We start from the raw sequence: 14,808 nt of genomic DNA, 5'->3' as shown, positions 1-14,808 counted from the left end.
TCCTCCTTCCCACGCGCAGCGTGAGAGAAGGGGGAAGCGGCGCAGCCGCTCAGGGGGTTGTTTCACTGGTAATGCACCCGTTTGTCGAACACGAAGAACTGCACCAGCGCCACGCCGGCCAGCGCCACCACCAGCACCACCGTGAGCGCCGCGGCATAGCCCGTGTCCCAAAACTTGAAGCCCACCTCGTACAGGTGGTACAGCAGCAGCGTGGAAGCGTTGTCCGGCCCGCCGCGCGTGAGGATGAAGAGATGGTCCACCAGACGGAAGGCGTTGATCACGGCATTGACCAGCACGAACAGCGTGGTGGGCATGAGCAGCGGCCACTGCACGCGGCGAAAGAAGTACCAGCGCGACGCGCCCTCGATGGCCGCGGCCTCCTTCAGGCTGGGGTTCAGCGTCTGCAGCGCGGCCAGGTAGAAGATCATGAAGAAGCCCGCCTCCTTCCACACCGCCACCACCGTGACGCAGGCCAGCGCCGTGGCCGGGTCGCCCAGCCAGTTGCGCGACGGCAGCCCGAGCAGGCTGGTGATCTGCTCCAGCAGCCCGTACTGCGGCGTGTAGAAGAACAGCCAGATGTTGGCCACGGCGATCATCGGCAGCACGGTGGGCGTGAAGTACGCCATGCGCACCCAGGTGCGCCCCACCATGCGTTCATTCACCCACAGCGCCATGATCAGCGCCAAGCCGATGGACAGCGGAATGGTCGCGCCAGCGAACCACAGGTTGTTGCGTGCGGCCTGCCAGAACACGGGGTCGTCCACCATGGCCGCATAGTTCTCCAGCCCCACCCACACCTCCGCACGACCGGCGCGGGGCGTGGAATGGAAGCTGTCGATCAGCGTGGCCAGCGTGGGCCAGTGCGTGAAGGCCACCAACAGGACCAGGGCCGGAAGCAGCATCAGCCAGGCGTGCACGGCACGCTGACTGCTGCCCGCATCCGGCGTGCTGCGCATCACCGGCATGGGAGGCCCACCCTTACTTGTAGCTGCGCAGAATGCGGTCGGCCTCGCGCTGAGCGTCCTTCATCGCTTGCGCCGAGGTCTTGGTGCCGTTCAGCGCGGCCTGGATGGCGTCGTTGAGCACCTTGGTCACACGCTGGTTGTCGTGCGTGGAGAACTCGGCCACCGATACCGGCAGTTGGTCGCGCGCCACCAGCGCGGGCGGGAAGTCCTGGCCGTACTTCTTGAGGGCAGGCGTGTCATAGGCGGCCTGCGACACGGCCACGTAGCCGCTGTCCATGCTCCACTGCGCAGCGCGCTCGGGCTGGGTGATCCACTTGGCGAACTCGAACGCGGCCTGCTGCTGCTCTTGTGGCGCCTTCTTGAAGATGTAGAAGTTGCCGCCGCCCGTGGGCGAGCCCTTGCGCAGGTTGCCGGCAATCTGGGCCACGCCGAAGTCGAACTTGGCGTTGTTCTTCACGTTGGTCAGGTTGCCCGTGGTCGTGATGATGATCGCGGCCTTCTTTTCGAAGAAGTCCTTGGGCGTCGTGCCCCACTCCACCACGCCCTTGGGGTGCACGCCTTCCTTGGTCAGGTTGACCCAGAAGTCCAGCGCCTCGATGACCTTGGGGTGGTCGAAGGTGACCTGGGTGCCGGCCCCGTTGGCCAGCAGCACGTCGTTGGGCGTGGTCAGCGTCTGCAGCATCCAGTAGGCAAAGCCGGTGGACGGGATCTGGATGCCGTACTGCGTCACGTTGCCGCTGGCGTCCTTCTTGGTGAGCTTGTGCGCCGCTTCCTTCAGTTCCTTCCAATTCTGGGGCGCCTCGTGGGGGTCCAGACCGGCTTCCTTGAAGGCCTCCTTGTTGTAGTACATGACCACCGTGGAGCGCTGGAACGGCACGCCCCAGGTCTTGCCGCCCGTCTGGCTGTTGGCCATGAAGGCCGGGTAGAAGCCCTTGAGCCAGGCACGGTCGGCGTCGGTCTTCACGAAGTCGTCGATGGGGGCGATGGCGTCCTCGTCGATCAGCGTGAACATGTCGGTGGACAGCAGCACCGAAGTGGCCGGCGCCTTGCCGGACTTGTGCGCGGTGAGCGCCTTGACGATGGTCTCCTGGTACGTGCCGGCATAGATGGGCACCACCTTGTACTGCGGATGCGCCTTGTTGAAATCGGCCGCGTAGCCGTCGATCACCTTGGTGATGGGGCCGCCCACGGCCACGGGGTAGTAGAACGGCACCTCCACCGGGGCCTGCGCATGGGCGGTAACGGCACACAGCGCCATGGCCGCGAGGGCGGGCGCAGCCAAGGTCTTCAAAAACATCTTGCGTTGCATTGCGAAAGCTCCTGAGGTCTGGAAAGAGTGGGGAGAGGAAACGAAAGGCAGCGCCGTGCACGCCCATGCGGCGCAGGCTGCGTAAGAAGTGGCTCAAGCCGCCAGGCGCTGGCCCTGGGCGTCAAAGAAATGCTGGTCGTGCCCGCACCACCGCAGGCGCACACCCTGGCCGTTGGCTGCGGGGGCGTGCTGCCCCGGCGCGCGCACGGTGATGAATTCGGTGCCGATGGCGCAGCGCAGCACGGCATCCGCGCCCAGGTATTCCTGGCTGTGCACGGCGGCGGCCACGCCGCTCGACCCACCGCTGCCATCGTCCAGGGCCACGGCCTCGGGACGCAGGCCGAGCCAGTGCGCCTGCGTGCGACCCACGGCGATATCGGTGCCCGCGATGCGGCCCTGTTCCAGGCGCACCAGGTTCATGGCGGGCGTGCCGATGAAGCGCGCGGCAAAGGTGGAAGCGGGCGCGGCGTACACATCGCGCGGCGGCGCGCACTGCTCCACACGCCCCTGGTGCAGCAGCACCACCTGGTCAGCCATGCTCATGGCCTCGGCCTGGTCGTGCGTCACGTACACCACGGTGAGGCCCAGGCGCTGCTGCAGCTCACGCAGCTCGGTGCGCATCTCCTGGCGCAATTGCGCATCCAGGTTGGACAGCGGCTCGTCCATCAGGCACACGCGGGCCTGGGCCACCAGGGCGCGGCCCAGCGCCACGCGCTGCTGCTGCCCGCCGGACAACTGTGCGGGCCGGCGCTCCAGCAGCGGGGCCAGGCCGAGCAGCTCGGCGGCTTGCGCCACGCGCTGCGCGGCCTCGGCCTTGGGCACCTTGCGCACCGCCAGTCCAAAGCCGATGTTCTGCGCCACGCTCAGATGCGGAAACAGCGCATAGTTCTGAAACACCATCGCGATGCCGCGCGGCGCTGGCGGCAACCGCGTGACGTCCTGCCCGTCGATGCGCACGCTGCCCGACGTGGGTGACTCCAGCCCGGCGATGATGCGCAGCGTGGTCGATTTGCCGCAGCCCGAGGGTCCCAGCAGCACGCAGAAAGAACCGGGCTCAATGCGCAGGTTCATGGACTGCAATGCCGTGGTGCTCCCCCAGGACTTGGCAACCGCATCAAGTTCGATCAGTGACATCGCGGCAGTGTAGGGACCGCTTGTGACGCTGGCGTTACGCACAAGCGCACTGCCAGGGCCCCTGCGGTCCTGGTCCTTTGCCCGCCGCGCTTTCATTACCAGCAATGGGGAATGCAGAGGGTGATCGCCAGGTGCGGCCGCATGACTTGCCACGATCCACATAGCCACCTGCGATTCGTGCACAGGCCCTGCGGACCTATTGGGCCCCATTGGCTGCATACCTCAGATACACCGCCCTTTCTCTCGGGCTGAGCCCTCCTCAGGCCCGTGGCGAACAGGGGCAGGTCTGGCGTATGCATCCCATCACGCGGATTGGGTTCTACTCACACGGGCCCGTCGTGGCCCGGGGCGCGGTTGAGCAGCTGCGTGCTTTGGCTGGCACTGGCCGACAGATAGCGCTCGTAATGCCGAAGGATGTCCGCAATGACCTCTTCGCCACGCAGGTACTGGATGTCGTAGCCCGATCGCCCGTCGGCAAAAAAGGTGATGGGCTCCACCACGTAGAGCCGCTGCTTGTCCTGCGGCGCCACCTCGGCCAGCATGAAGCCCGGCAGCTTGCGCCGCACGGGGCGCACGCCATAGACAAAATCGCGCAGCTCGGGCATGGGGATGGTCAGGCGGATCTGGGCGGCATCGGGGTCGGCAACGGCGGTGTCGTCCTGCACATGCGCCTGCACGCCGCGGCGGCCCAACTCTGCCACCACATCGCGCATGGCGGGCAGCACCGTGGCCTGCATGAAGCGCAGCACGTCAGCGCGCGTGGGCTGGTGCACGATCTGCTCCAGCCGCTTGCGCCAGTGCTGCCCGCTCCAGAAGTTGGTGGCCATGGCCAGATCTTGCGAGGCATGGGCGCGGTCGGCCTGCATGGCGCGCCACAGACCCCAGCACAGCGCCACCATGATGGCCGCCACGGGCAGGGCAGCCGCCAGCGTCAAGGCCTGCAGCGCCTTGAGGCCGCCCGCCACCAGCAGCACCGCCGCCGTCACACCCAGCACGGCGGCCCAGAACAGCCGCTGCCACACCGGCGAGCGCGGGTTGCCTCGCGTTGCGATCGCGTCCAGCACGTACGCGCCCGAGTCGGCAGATGTGATGAAGAACACCGAGATCAACACGATGGCCAGCCACGAAACGATTTTCACAAACGGCAGGTACTCGAAGAAGCGAAACAACAGCGCATCCACGTTACCAGCCGTCTGGGCCAGCGCGCCCTGCGCCACATGGGTGTCAATCCAGATGGCACTGTTGCCAAACGCCGTCATCCACAGCAGGTTGAATGCGGTGGGCACGAGCAGCACGCCGACGATGAATTCGCGCACAGTACGCCCGCGTGAGATGCGCGCAATGAACATGCCCACGAAGGGCGACCAGGAGATCCACCATGCCCAGTACAGCACCGTCCAGTCGCCGTACCAGCCGGGCTGCTGCGGTGCCTCGTAGGCAAAGGTGCGCAGCGACATCTGCACCAGGCCGGAGAAATAGTTGCCGACGTTCTCGCTCAGCGCCTGGAACAGATGGACGGTGGGCCCGAAAGCGATGACGAAAGCCAGTAGCACGAACGACAGCGCCAGGTTGAACTCGGACAGAACGCGCACCCCTTTGTCCAAACCCGTGATGGCTGACAGCCCGGCCAGGATCGCCACCACGGCGACCACGGCTACGCGAAACAGCGCGGTGTTGGTGTCCCAGCCGGTCAACAGTCCAATGCCTGCAGCCAGCTGCAGCGCGCCATAACCCAGCGTGGTGGCAATGCCCGCGATGGTGCCCACAAGCGCGAAAGCATCCACCGTATGTCCGATGGGCCCGTTGATGCGCTGCTGCAGCAGCGGGTACAGGCCCGACCGCATGGTCAGCGGCAGGTTGTAGCGAAAGCCGAAATACGCCAGCACCAGCCCCATGGTGCCGTACACCGCCCAGGCATGAAACCCCCAGTGAAAAAACGTGGACTGCAGGGCCTCGCGCGCCGCGTTGGCCGTGCCTGCCGGCGCCATGGGCGGTTTGATGTAGTGCTGCAGCGGCTCGCCCACGCCAAAGTACATGAGCCCGATGCCCATGCCTGCGGCAAACAGCATCGCGGTCCACGACAGAAAGCTGAAATCGGGCTTCGCATCATCGGGGCCCAGGCGGATGTCGCCAAAACTGCTGGCCGCCACCAGCGCCAGAAAGACCAGGAACAGCGTTACCGCTGCGCTGTAAAACCAGTCAAAGTGGCCCACCACCCAGACCTGCACACCGGTGAAAAAGCGGACAGCCTGCTGCGGGAACACGCCGCACAGCGCCAGCAGCAAGCCCAGCACCAGCAATGACGGAACCACCACCGGCGCCGAAAACGTAAACCGTGGGCCTGCCTCGGAGCCGGCCGCAGGCGGCTGCCCCTGCGGCCCAGAGCCGTGACCGCCAGAGAGGGAGCGTTCATTCGACATAGGAACTCCTTGGAGCAGTGCATGACGAGCAGCAGGCGTGCATCGCGGCACGCGCCGGTCAGCATACAGCGCCCCGAAGCGATGCGCACGCCGTCAGTCAAGGCGCTCCAACTCGGTGCGAGCGACGCGCCCCTGGCGGGCCGTCACCTACCCAATGTGGCGCGAGAACGTCTGGGCATCGCCAGGGGTAGTGGACAGCCGTGCATCCCCATCGTCCGGGGTCATCCAGCCCGTCAACGCCCTCTGCACACACCCGTTCGCACCGTCCCCTCGATGTCAACTCTAGCGAGGGCTGCACCTCGAAAGGCCGGAGCCTTGCCCGAGGCGCCGCACGCCAAATACGCCCAATGGACCGTGAACAGCCTGAGCAGCGCCGCCCGCGCCGGACTGGGCGGAGGGAACGGCAGGCACGGCAGCAGCCAGACGCCCGACCAGGCCAGCGACCAGCAACGGCGGCGCCGCGAATGGGCCTGTAAACGGCCTCACCGATCGCCAACACAGCGCCTGAAGCAACCAAAAAGACTGCTTTCAGCCACGCTGCTGCCCTATTTCGCCGCCTCGACCTTCACCCGCGCATTCGGTGCCTCGCCGAACATCTCGGGCGCATACAGTGCCTCGACGCGGCTGGGCGGCAGCGCAAAGTCGCCCGCATTGTTCAGGCGCACGGTGTACTGCATCGTCACCGTGCCTTTGGGCAGGTACTCGTAGTAGCTGCGGAAGGACTCGAAGCCGCGTTCCTCGAACGCGGGCCAGCCCCGGCCCTCGCGCTTTTCGCCCTGCGTGGCGATCTCGGAGTCGCGCCCCAGGCCGCTGCCCAGGATGGTCGCCCCTGCGGGGATGGGGTCGGTGATCGCCACCCAGGTCATGTCGGCCGTACCGGTCACCTCCAGCGTCACGCGCAGCACGTCCCCGCGCGAGTAGCTGCCCGCGGGCAGTGCCTTGTCGGCCTGCTCAACCGGCGTGACCGTGCGCTTGAGGGTGTAGCCCGCGCTGAACGGCTGCTGGCGCGGCACGGCCGCCACCGACTGCAGCGTGAGCCACGGCTTGCCCGGCCCCTGGTGCGTGACCACGAGCGGCTGCGCCGCGCCAGCGCCCGTGCCCCACGGCAGGAACATGCCGTTGTTCTTGAGCATGCCGGGCGCCGCGGGCGCGCCGAACCAGCGGGTCTGGTGCGCAGCGCCCGCGGCGTCGCTGGCCTTGGCCGGCTCCACCTTGGCCCAGTCCACGCTGGCGCTGTGGCCACCCAGCGTAGCGCGGGTGGTGCCGGCCACCGGCGTGGACTCGAAGCGGGCGCTGAACTTCTCCAGCGCCAGCCCGCCCCACAGGTTGGCCGTGGTGGTGTGCCATGCGCCGCCCTGCTGGCGCGCGATGAAGCCGCTGGCCAGGCGCCCCATGTCGTCCTTCCACGCGGGGTCGTCCAGCACGGCCAGCATGAGGCGCGCGGTGTTCACGTCGCCGTTCTGCATCAGCCACCACCAGTAGTCCTGCTGCTCGGTGCTGAACAGCAGCTTGGTGCCCTGGTAGGACAGGCGGCCCTTGAGGATCTGCATCGCCTCAGCCAGGCGCTGCTCGCGCTGCGGCACGCCCTGCACCCGCTTGAGCACGTTGATCCAGTCGATCACCGCATGCGTGGGCCACTGGTTGGGCGCGATGGTGATGCTCTCCAGCAGCCGCGCCGGGGCATGGCCCGTGCGTGACAGCGCCTCGATGGCCGCCAGCTTGCGCAGGTCCAGATCCTTGCGCGGGCTCCAGAAGTCGCGCTGGATGCGCCCTTCCACGAAGGCCGTCAGCCCGCGCTCCATGGCCTCGCGCACTTCGACAGGCAGCGTGAACTCGGGGTACAGCGCGGCCGCTTCGTGCGTGGCGGCCAGCAGGTAGGCGGTGAGCGTGTCGCTGCCCCGGTTCGCGCTGCCTTCGCTCGGCGGGAAGTAGTAGGCCAGGCCGTCGCCGTCCAGGTAAGTGGGCATCTGCGCGGCCACGCTGCGCCACAGCGCGGCATCGCGCAGGCCGATGGCCTTGCTGGCCTTTTGCTCCAGGCAGGCGAACGGGTAGTTGGCCCACCAGTCGCGCACGCCGGGCAGGCCCTCGGCCAGCCGGGGCTGCAGCGCCAGCTTGAGGCCACCGCGCCCCTGCAGCGCACCGGCGGGCGGCGCCGCCTCCGTCTGGAAGCTGCCGTCCAGCTGCACCAGCGTGGCCTGCTGCACGGCCAGCGGCACGGCCGGCACCAGCCGCTGGGTCACCTTGAGCGCATCGCGCGCGCCGCTCACCGTATCGCGCGCCTCGATCTCCCACAGCAGCGCCTGGGCGCGCGTCTGGGCCAGCTGCGCGGGCGCGGTGACGGACCACGCCACCTCGCGCGACTCGCCCGCGGGGATCTCCACGGTCTGCTGGTTCAGCTGCAGCAGCGTGGCACGCGGCGTGACCTCGACCTTCATCGCCGCCTTGGTGGTGTTGCGCAGCGTGAGCTGGGCGCGGAACTGGTCCTCCTCGCGCACCAGCGGTGGCAGGCCGCTGATGATCTGCAGGTCCTGCGTGGCGCGGATCTGCGTGGCACCGGTGCCGAACAGGCCCGTTCCCGCATCCGCCACCGCTACCACCTTGAAGGTGGTGAGCGCGTCGTTAAGCGGCACGGTCACCTGCGCCCGGCCGTTCGCGTCCAGCTGAATGGCGGGCCGCCACAGCAGCAGCGTGTCCAGCAGCTCGCGCGTGGCCGTGTGGCCGCCGCCGCCGCCCGCGGGCACGGCCTTCTTGCCGTAGTGGCGCCGGCCGATGATCTCCATCTGCGCGGTGGAAGTCTCCACGCCCCACGCCCGGCGCTGCAGCATGGCCTCCAGCAGGTTCCAGCTGGTGTTGGGCATCAGTTCCAGCAGCGCCTGGTCCACGGCGGCCAGCGCCACCTCGGCGCCGGCAGCGGGCTTGCCGTCCGGCAGCGTGGCGGTGATGGTGACCTGCGCCTTGCCGCGCACCGGGTAGCTGTCCTTATCGGCCTTGACCTGCACCGCGATCTGGTGCGCGGCATGGCCCACACGCAGCTCGGCCACGCCCAGCCGGTAGGCGGGCTTGGACAGGTCCACCATGGCCGTGGGGGCGACGTACTCGCGGCCCTCGTACCAGAAGGCGTTCCACCATTCGCGCGGCGCCTTGAAGCCCCAGGTGAAGAAGCTGTACCAGGGCACCTCGCGCAGACGCCCGCGCAGCGCCAGCACGCTCACGTAGACATTGGGGCTCCAGTCCTGCCCGATCTGTACCTGCACCGTGGGGTCCTGGCCATTGAGCTGCACCACGCGCGTGTCGATGACGCCCTCGCGTTCCACGCTGACCAGCGCCGTGGCATGGCGAAACGGCATGCGCACCTGCAGCCGCGCGGTCTCGCCGGGCTGGTAGCTCTTTTTCTCGGGCAGCACGTCGATGCGGTCATGGTCCTCGCCGCCAAACCACAGCTCGCCGCGCCGCGTGACCCAGACGGAGGACGCGGCCTGGGCCTCGTTGCCGTCCTTGTCGCGCGCGGTGACCACCAGCTCCACCTCGCCGGGCTCGTCCAGCTTGGCGTCGCACAGCAGCAGGCCGCGGCTGTCGCTTTTGCCGGTGCACACGGTGCCCAGGTCCTTGGTCTCGGTCTTGTTGTCGTAGCTGTAAAAGCCTCCCACCATGCGCTTGCGGCTGGTGGTGGTGACATGCGCGATGGCCTGCACGGCCAGTGGCACTCCGGCCTGGGGCTGGCCCTGCAGCGACAGCGCCAACGCCTGGAAGCGCACGCGGCTCGCAGCCGATGCCCAGCCCTCGGTCTTCACGCCCGCCACCACGGCGGCCGGCCACAGCGTGTGCGTGCTGCGGACCGTCTGCACCTCGCCATTGGGGTCGGCATAGGTGGCCTCCAGCACCAGGTCCTGCGCCTGGCGGGCCTGGGGCAGTTCTTCGATGGTCACGCGGCCCGCGCCGCTCTTGTCCAGCGTGAGCGCCAGCTTGTCGGCCACCACGCGCGCGTCCTGCCGCGCCGCGGGCTCCTCGTCGTCATCGCCCGCCTGCGCGCCGCGCTTGCGGGGCGGCTGGAAGCTGAAGGCGTCGAAGTCGCCGAACTGCAGGAACTTGCCGCGCACCATGGCCGACACCCGCACCGGCAACTGGCCGGCAGGGCCGCCAGACACGTAGCCCACCCGCACGTCGGCCGGCACCGAGCGCACGCGCACCAGCGGCTTGCTGTCCGCGGGCGCGATACGCCCTTCCAGCACCGGCAGGCGGAACTCCTCCACGCGGAAGCTTCCGGACTCGAACGAGCGCTCGCCCCCATTGACGTCAGCGCCGCGCAGTTCCACCTGGTACAGGCCCAGCTTGGCGGCCGGCGGCACCGCGAACTCGCTGGTGGCCGACAGGCCGCCCGTGCCAGTCTTGCGCCACTGCAGCGGCTGGGTGAACTGCTGGCCGCTGCCGACGTGGGTGATCGCCAGTTCCGACGGCCGCTCCTGCGGCAGCGCAAAGCCCTGGCGGTTCTGCAGGCGCAGCACGTGCTTCATGGACACGGTCTCGCCCGCGCGCAGCAGCGTGCGGTCGAAGATGGTGTGGGCCACGGTATCCGGGCGCGGGTCGCTGCTGGTGGGCAGGTTGAAGCGCCAGGGCTCGATGCCGCGCTGCCAGTCGCTCCAGGCAAAGGCCAGATCCTCCACCCCGTCCGCGCCGCCGTGGCGCGCGCTCACGAAGTAGGCCTGCGAGCCATCGCCGTAGTCGTCGTAGCCGTCTGCGTCGCCGCAGCGCGGCGGCTCGGGCGACAGTCCGTCAAAGCGCGCAATACCCTGCGCATCGGTCTGCGCCTGGGCCAGCAGGCGGCCCCGGCAATCGGACACGCGCACGCTCGCGCCCGGCACGGGCTGCCCCTTGTCCAGCGTGGTCACCCAGGCCAGCGCGTTCTCGCGGCCCAGCTTGAAATGCACGCCCAGGTTGGTCACCAGCGCCGCCGTGCGCACATACATGGTGCGGCCGGCGCCGTGGCGCTCGTCCAGCAGCGCGCCGCCCAGCGCCTGCGACGCCACCTCTACCACATGGAAACCCGGCGCCAGCGGTATGCCCACGACCTCGAACGGCCGCGGGTCCGCTGCCGCGGCGCGGGGCAGCTCCAGCGCCTTGGCGCCGCTCTGGCCGGCCAGCAGCGACAGCATGCGGGTCTGCACGTACTCCTTGTTCTCCTGCCCCTGCAGCGGCTGGGGCAGGGTGCTCACGCCGTCCCTGCGGGCCTGCCCACGCTCCACCAGCGCGCCGTGGTAGCGGCGCACCTTGCGCATCCAGGCGATGATCTCCGCATCGCCGCCGGGCTGCAGCGTGCGCACCCGGCCTGCCGGCGCCTCGGGGGTGGACGCGGGTTGCAGGCCCTGCACGCGCAGCGCGGGTTCCACCTTGCGCAGCGTCACGGGCAGCAGCGCGGGCGGGTGGTCCTCGGCCGGGCCTTCGGCAAAGCGCTCGACGATGCCAAAAGGCGCCGCCGCAAACTTGGCCAGCGGCGGCATGCCGCCCGTGGCCACCTTGAGCGGGAAGCTCGCCACATTGCGCGGCGCGCGCCCCGCGGCATCGCGAAAGTCCGCCGGCAGCTCCACCGTGAAGGACGTGCTCTCGGCCAGCGGCACGCCGAAGCGCACGGCATTCACCAGCGTGTCGCCCGGCTGCGCGGCCGTGCCCTCCCCTTCGCCCTCAAAGCGCGGCAGCAGCGTTTCGTAGCTGGACTTCAGACGTATGCCCGCCGCCACCTTGCGCGACACGGGTGCGTTGAACGACAGCACCATGGGACGGATCGGCAGGCACGCGGCCTGGGCGTTCTCGCGCTCGCACTGGAACTCCACGGCAAAGGGCTCGCGCACCTGGAAGGCAAAGCGCTTTTCCACCGTGTTCGCCACGCCGCTGGGCGTGGCCACGCCCTTGCCGAAGACGAGCTGCATGCGCGTGCCCGAGGTCAGGCGGCGGTTGCATGCCAGCGTGGCGTATTGCAGCGGCGCCTGCGCGGCGCGCTTGTCCAGCCCGAGGGCCTTGAGGATGTCGCCGCGCTGCGCACCTTCGACCAGGCGCACAGGCACGCGCTCGCCCACGCCGTCCAGCGCGCACCAGGCATGGCTGCGCAGGCTGTCCTGCGTGGCCGCGCCGTTCAGCTGCAGCACGAACACCTGCTCCTCGTCGATGGACTGGTAGGTGCCGGGCAGGATGCGCTGGACAAACGGGCCGCCACTATTGAATTGATAGCTTTTTGCGCCCGACAGCTCTGCGCCGGAGGCCGATTTGAACCCCGACCTGGCGGTGGCCGTGCAGCGCACGCCCGGCGGCAGGTCGCGCGCGAAGTCGAACACCCATTCGCGCTCGCCCGTCCAGCGGCCCGTGCCCTTGGCTGCATCGGCGTCGCTGCACTGCACCGTGAAGGGAGCCGGCGCCTGTGGATCGCCAAAGCGCACGGCGGCCGCGTCAAACCGCGCCACCACCTGGCGCACCTGCGCCACCTCGCCCTGGGGCGAAAAGCTGCTCACCTGCAGCGCCTGCGCGCCGCCCGCCAGCAGTGCGCCACCCGCGGCAACCCACCGTATCCATGTATTCAAGAGATCCCCCCTGCAGTGCTTTGGCCGAGCGTATCAAAGCGCTCCATGCGCCACGCGGCTGTTGCATGCGCTTACAGCCTGGGCAGACCCCGTCCCGTGCGGTGGCGCATGACGACGCGCAAAGGGGCGCAAGTCCTACCCAGGCGCCGCAAAACCGCGCGAAACATGGCGACTCGCCGCAGCGCGGCACCGTGCAACACCCACCGCCATTTCGCCCAAGGAGCGTCCATGCCACGAACCCCCGCCACCAAGCAACCCCTACCCGCCCGCCAGGCCGCGGCCCATGCGGACAGCTACCGCGGCCATGCCGGAGAACTGCAGCAGCAGGCCGCCGGCCAGCACCCGGTGCTGACCACCCAGCAGGGCATTGCGGTGCCCGACAACCAGAACACCCTGCGCCCCTCGCCGCACGGGCCGGCGCTGCTGGAAGACTTCATACTGCGCGAGAAGATCACCCACTTCGACCACGAGCGCATTCCCGAGCGCGTGGTGCACGCGCGCGGCTCCGCAGCGCACGGTTTCTTCGAGCTCACGCACTCCCTCGCGGACTACACCACGGCACGGGTACTGACCGAAGTCGGCACGCGCACGCCCGTGTTCACGCGCTTTTCCACGGTGGCCGGCGGCGCTGGATCGGTGGACACGCCGCGCGACGTGCGGGGCTTTGCCGTGAAGTTCTACACGCCCGAGGGCAACTGGGACCTGGTGGGCAACAACATCCCGGTGTTCTTCATCCAGGACGCGATGAAGTTCCCCGACCTCGTGCACGCCGTGAAGATGGAGCCCGACCGCGCCTTCCCGCAGGCCGCCAGCGCGCACGACACGTTCTGGGACTTCATCTCGCTCATGCCCGAATCCATGCACATGGTGATGTGGATCATGAGCGACCGCACCATTCCGCGCAGCCTGCGCATGATCGAGGGCTTTGGCGTGCACAGCTTCCGGCTGGTGAATGCCGCGGGCGAAAGCACCTTCGTCAAGTTCCACTGGCGGCCCAAGCTGGGCATCCAGTCCACCGTGTGGGACGAGGCGATGAAGCTGCAGGCGGCGGACAACGACTTCCACCGCCGCGACCTGTTCGAGGCCATCGAGGCGGGCGACTACCCCGAGTGGGAGCTGTCCGTGCAGCTGTTCACCGAGGAAGAGGCCGGCACGTTCCCCTTCGACCACCTGGACGCGACCAAGCTCATCCCCGAAGAGCTGGTGCCGCTGCGACCCATCGGGCGCATGGTGCTCAACCGCTGGCCCGACAACTTCTTCGCCGAGACCGAGCAAGTCGCCTTCTGCCCGGCCAACCTGCCGCCGGGCATCGACTTCAGCAACGACCCGCTGCTACAGGGGCGCCTGTTCAGCTACCTGGACACGCAACTGCTGCGCCTGGGCGGCCCCAACTTCGTGCAGATCCCCATCAACGCGCCCAAGTGCCCCTTCGCCCACAACCAGCGCGACGGCCACATGCAGATGCTCGTGCCGCAGGGCCGCGTGAACTACGAGCCCAGCAGCCTGCAGGCCGACTCGCCCCGCGCGTCGCAGGCGGCAGGCTTTCGGCACGTGGCGCAGACCGACGAAGGCAGCGGCAAGGGGCGCATTCGCCCCGAGAGCTTTGCCGACCACTACAGCCAGGCGCGCATGTTCTACCGCAGCCAGAGCCCGCTGGAGCAGGCGCACCTGGCGTCGGCGCTGGTGTTCGAGCTGTCCAAGGTACAGACGCTGCATGTGCGCGAGGGCGTGGTGGGCCATCTGCTGCACATCGACCCGCAGCTGGCCCAGCGCGTGGCCGATGGCCTGGCGCTGCCGCAGCTGCCACCCGCCCCCCCGCTGGCCGTGCCGGTGCAGGACCTGCCGCCCTCGCCCGCCCTGCGGATCATCGACCGCATGAAGCCCACGCTGCAGGGCCGCTGCGTGGGCATTCTGGTGGCCGACGGCTCCAACGGCACCACCGTGGCCAACCTGCGCAAGGCGCTGGAGAAGGCGGGCGCGCAGGTGAAGATCGTCGCGCCCAAGGTGGGTGGCGCGCTGCTCAAGGACGGCACGCAGTTGCCTGCCGACGGGCAGCTGGCAGGCACGCCCTCGGCGGTGTTCGACGCGGTGGCCTCGGTGCTGTCGCCGGAGATGGGCGCGCAGCTGGCGCGCGAGGCCGTGGCGGTGGACTGGTTCCGCGACGCCTTCGGCCACCTCAAGGCCATCGCTGCCTGCAAGGGCACGCAGGCCATCCTGCAGGCCGGCGGCATCGAACCCGACGCGGGCGTGGTGGACCCGGCCGACGCGCAGGGCTTCATCGCCGCCGCGCAGACGCGCCAGTGGGCGCGCGAGCCGCAGGTGCGCACGCTGGCGTGAACGCGGGCCTGCGCTGGCCTGCGGGGCAGCGGCCGGGGTGCGCCCCTACCGCGCCCCTACCGCGCGGCTACTGCACG

Annotated in this window: 6 protein-coding genes; 1 reads left to right on the top strand and 5 read right to left on the bottom strand. The window is 69.0% G+C overall.

Annotated features, from left to right (window positions below):
* Positions 1-62 precede the first annotated feature (62 nt).
* From AC1PPL_RS04015 to AC1PPL_RS03995, 5 genes are all read right to left on the bottom strand, one after another.
* Positions 63-965, bottom strand: a complete 903-nt coding sequence (locus AC1PPL_RS04015; RefSeq protein ID WP_479972701.1) for a carbohydrate ABC transporter permease — start codon at positions 963-965, stop codon at positions 63-65.
* Between the two features lie 13 nt (positions 966-978).
* Positions 979-2,274, bottom strand: coding sequence for an ABC transporter substrate-binding protein (locus tag AC1PPL_RS04010; protein WP_479972700.1), 1,296 nt, complete (start codon positions 2,272-2,274; stop codon positions 979-981).
* A gap of 93 nt (positions 2,275-2,367) precedes the next feature.
* A complete protein-coding gene (locus tag AC1PPL_RS04005; RefSeq protein WP_479972699.1) occupies positions 2,368-3,408 on the bottom strand; it encodes an ABC transporter ATP-binding protein in 1,041 nt (346 codons plus the stop codon).
* A gap of 323 nt (positions 3,409-3,731) precedes the next feature.
* Complete coding sequence (locus tag AC1PPL_RS04000) at positions 3,732-5,828, bottom strand: BCCT family transporter (protein ID WP_479972698.1); 2,097 nt, start codon at positions 5,826-5,828, stop codon at positions 3,732-3,734.
* Positions 5,829-6,373: 545 nt separating this feature from the next.
* Entirely contained in the window at positions 6,374-12,394 is a 6,021-nt protein-coding gene (locus AC1PPL_RS03995; RefSeq protein WP_479972697.1) for an alpha-2-macroglobulin family protein, read from the bottom strand.
* 228 nt (positions 12,395-12,622) lie between these two features.
* Between AC1PPL_RS03995 and AC1PPL_RS03990 the strand changes: the two genes are divergently transcribed.
* Positions 12,623-14,731: a catalase gene (locus tag AC1PPL_RS03990; RefSeq protein WP_103737405.1), complete on the top strand. Its 2,109-nt coding sequence runs from the start codon at positions 12,623-12,625 to the stop codon at positions 14,729-14,731.
* The last annotated feature ends 77 nt before the right edge of the window (positions 14,732-14,808 follow it).

The sequence above is a fragment of the Diaphorobacter sp. B2A2W2 genome (assembly GCF_056730635.1).
Note: the sequence above shows the minus strand (reverse complement) of the source record. Positions and strands in the feature narration are given on the sequence as shown.

Excerpts from the sequence above, each read along its gene's own strand:
- AC1PPL_RS04015 (WP_479972701.1), bottom strand. The coding sequence starts at position 965 with ATGCCGGTGATGCGCAGCACGCCGGATGCGGGCAGCAGTCAGCGTGCC.
- AC1PPL_RS04010 (WP_479972700.1), bottom strand. The coding sequence starts at position 2,274 with ATGCAACGCAAGATGTTTTTGAAGACCTTGGCTGCGCCCGCCCTCGCG.
- AC1PPL_RS04005 (WP_479972699.1), bottom strand. The coding sequence starts at position 3,408 with ATGTCACTGATCGAACTTGATGCGGTTGCCAAGTCCTGGGGGAGCACC.
- AC1PPL_RS04000 (WP_479972698.1), bottom strand. The coding sequence starts at position 5,828 with ATGTCGAATGAACGCTCCCTCTCTGGCGGTCACGGCTCTGGGCCGCAG.
- AC1PPL_RS03990 (WP_103737405.1), top strand. The coding sequence starts at position 12,623 with ATGCCACGAACCCCCGCCACCAAGCAACCCCTACCCGCCCGCCAGGCC.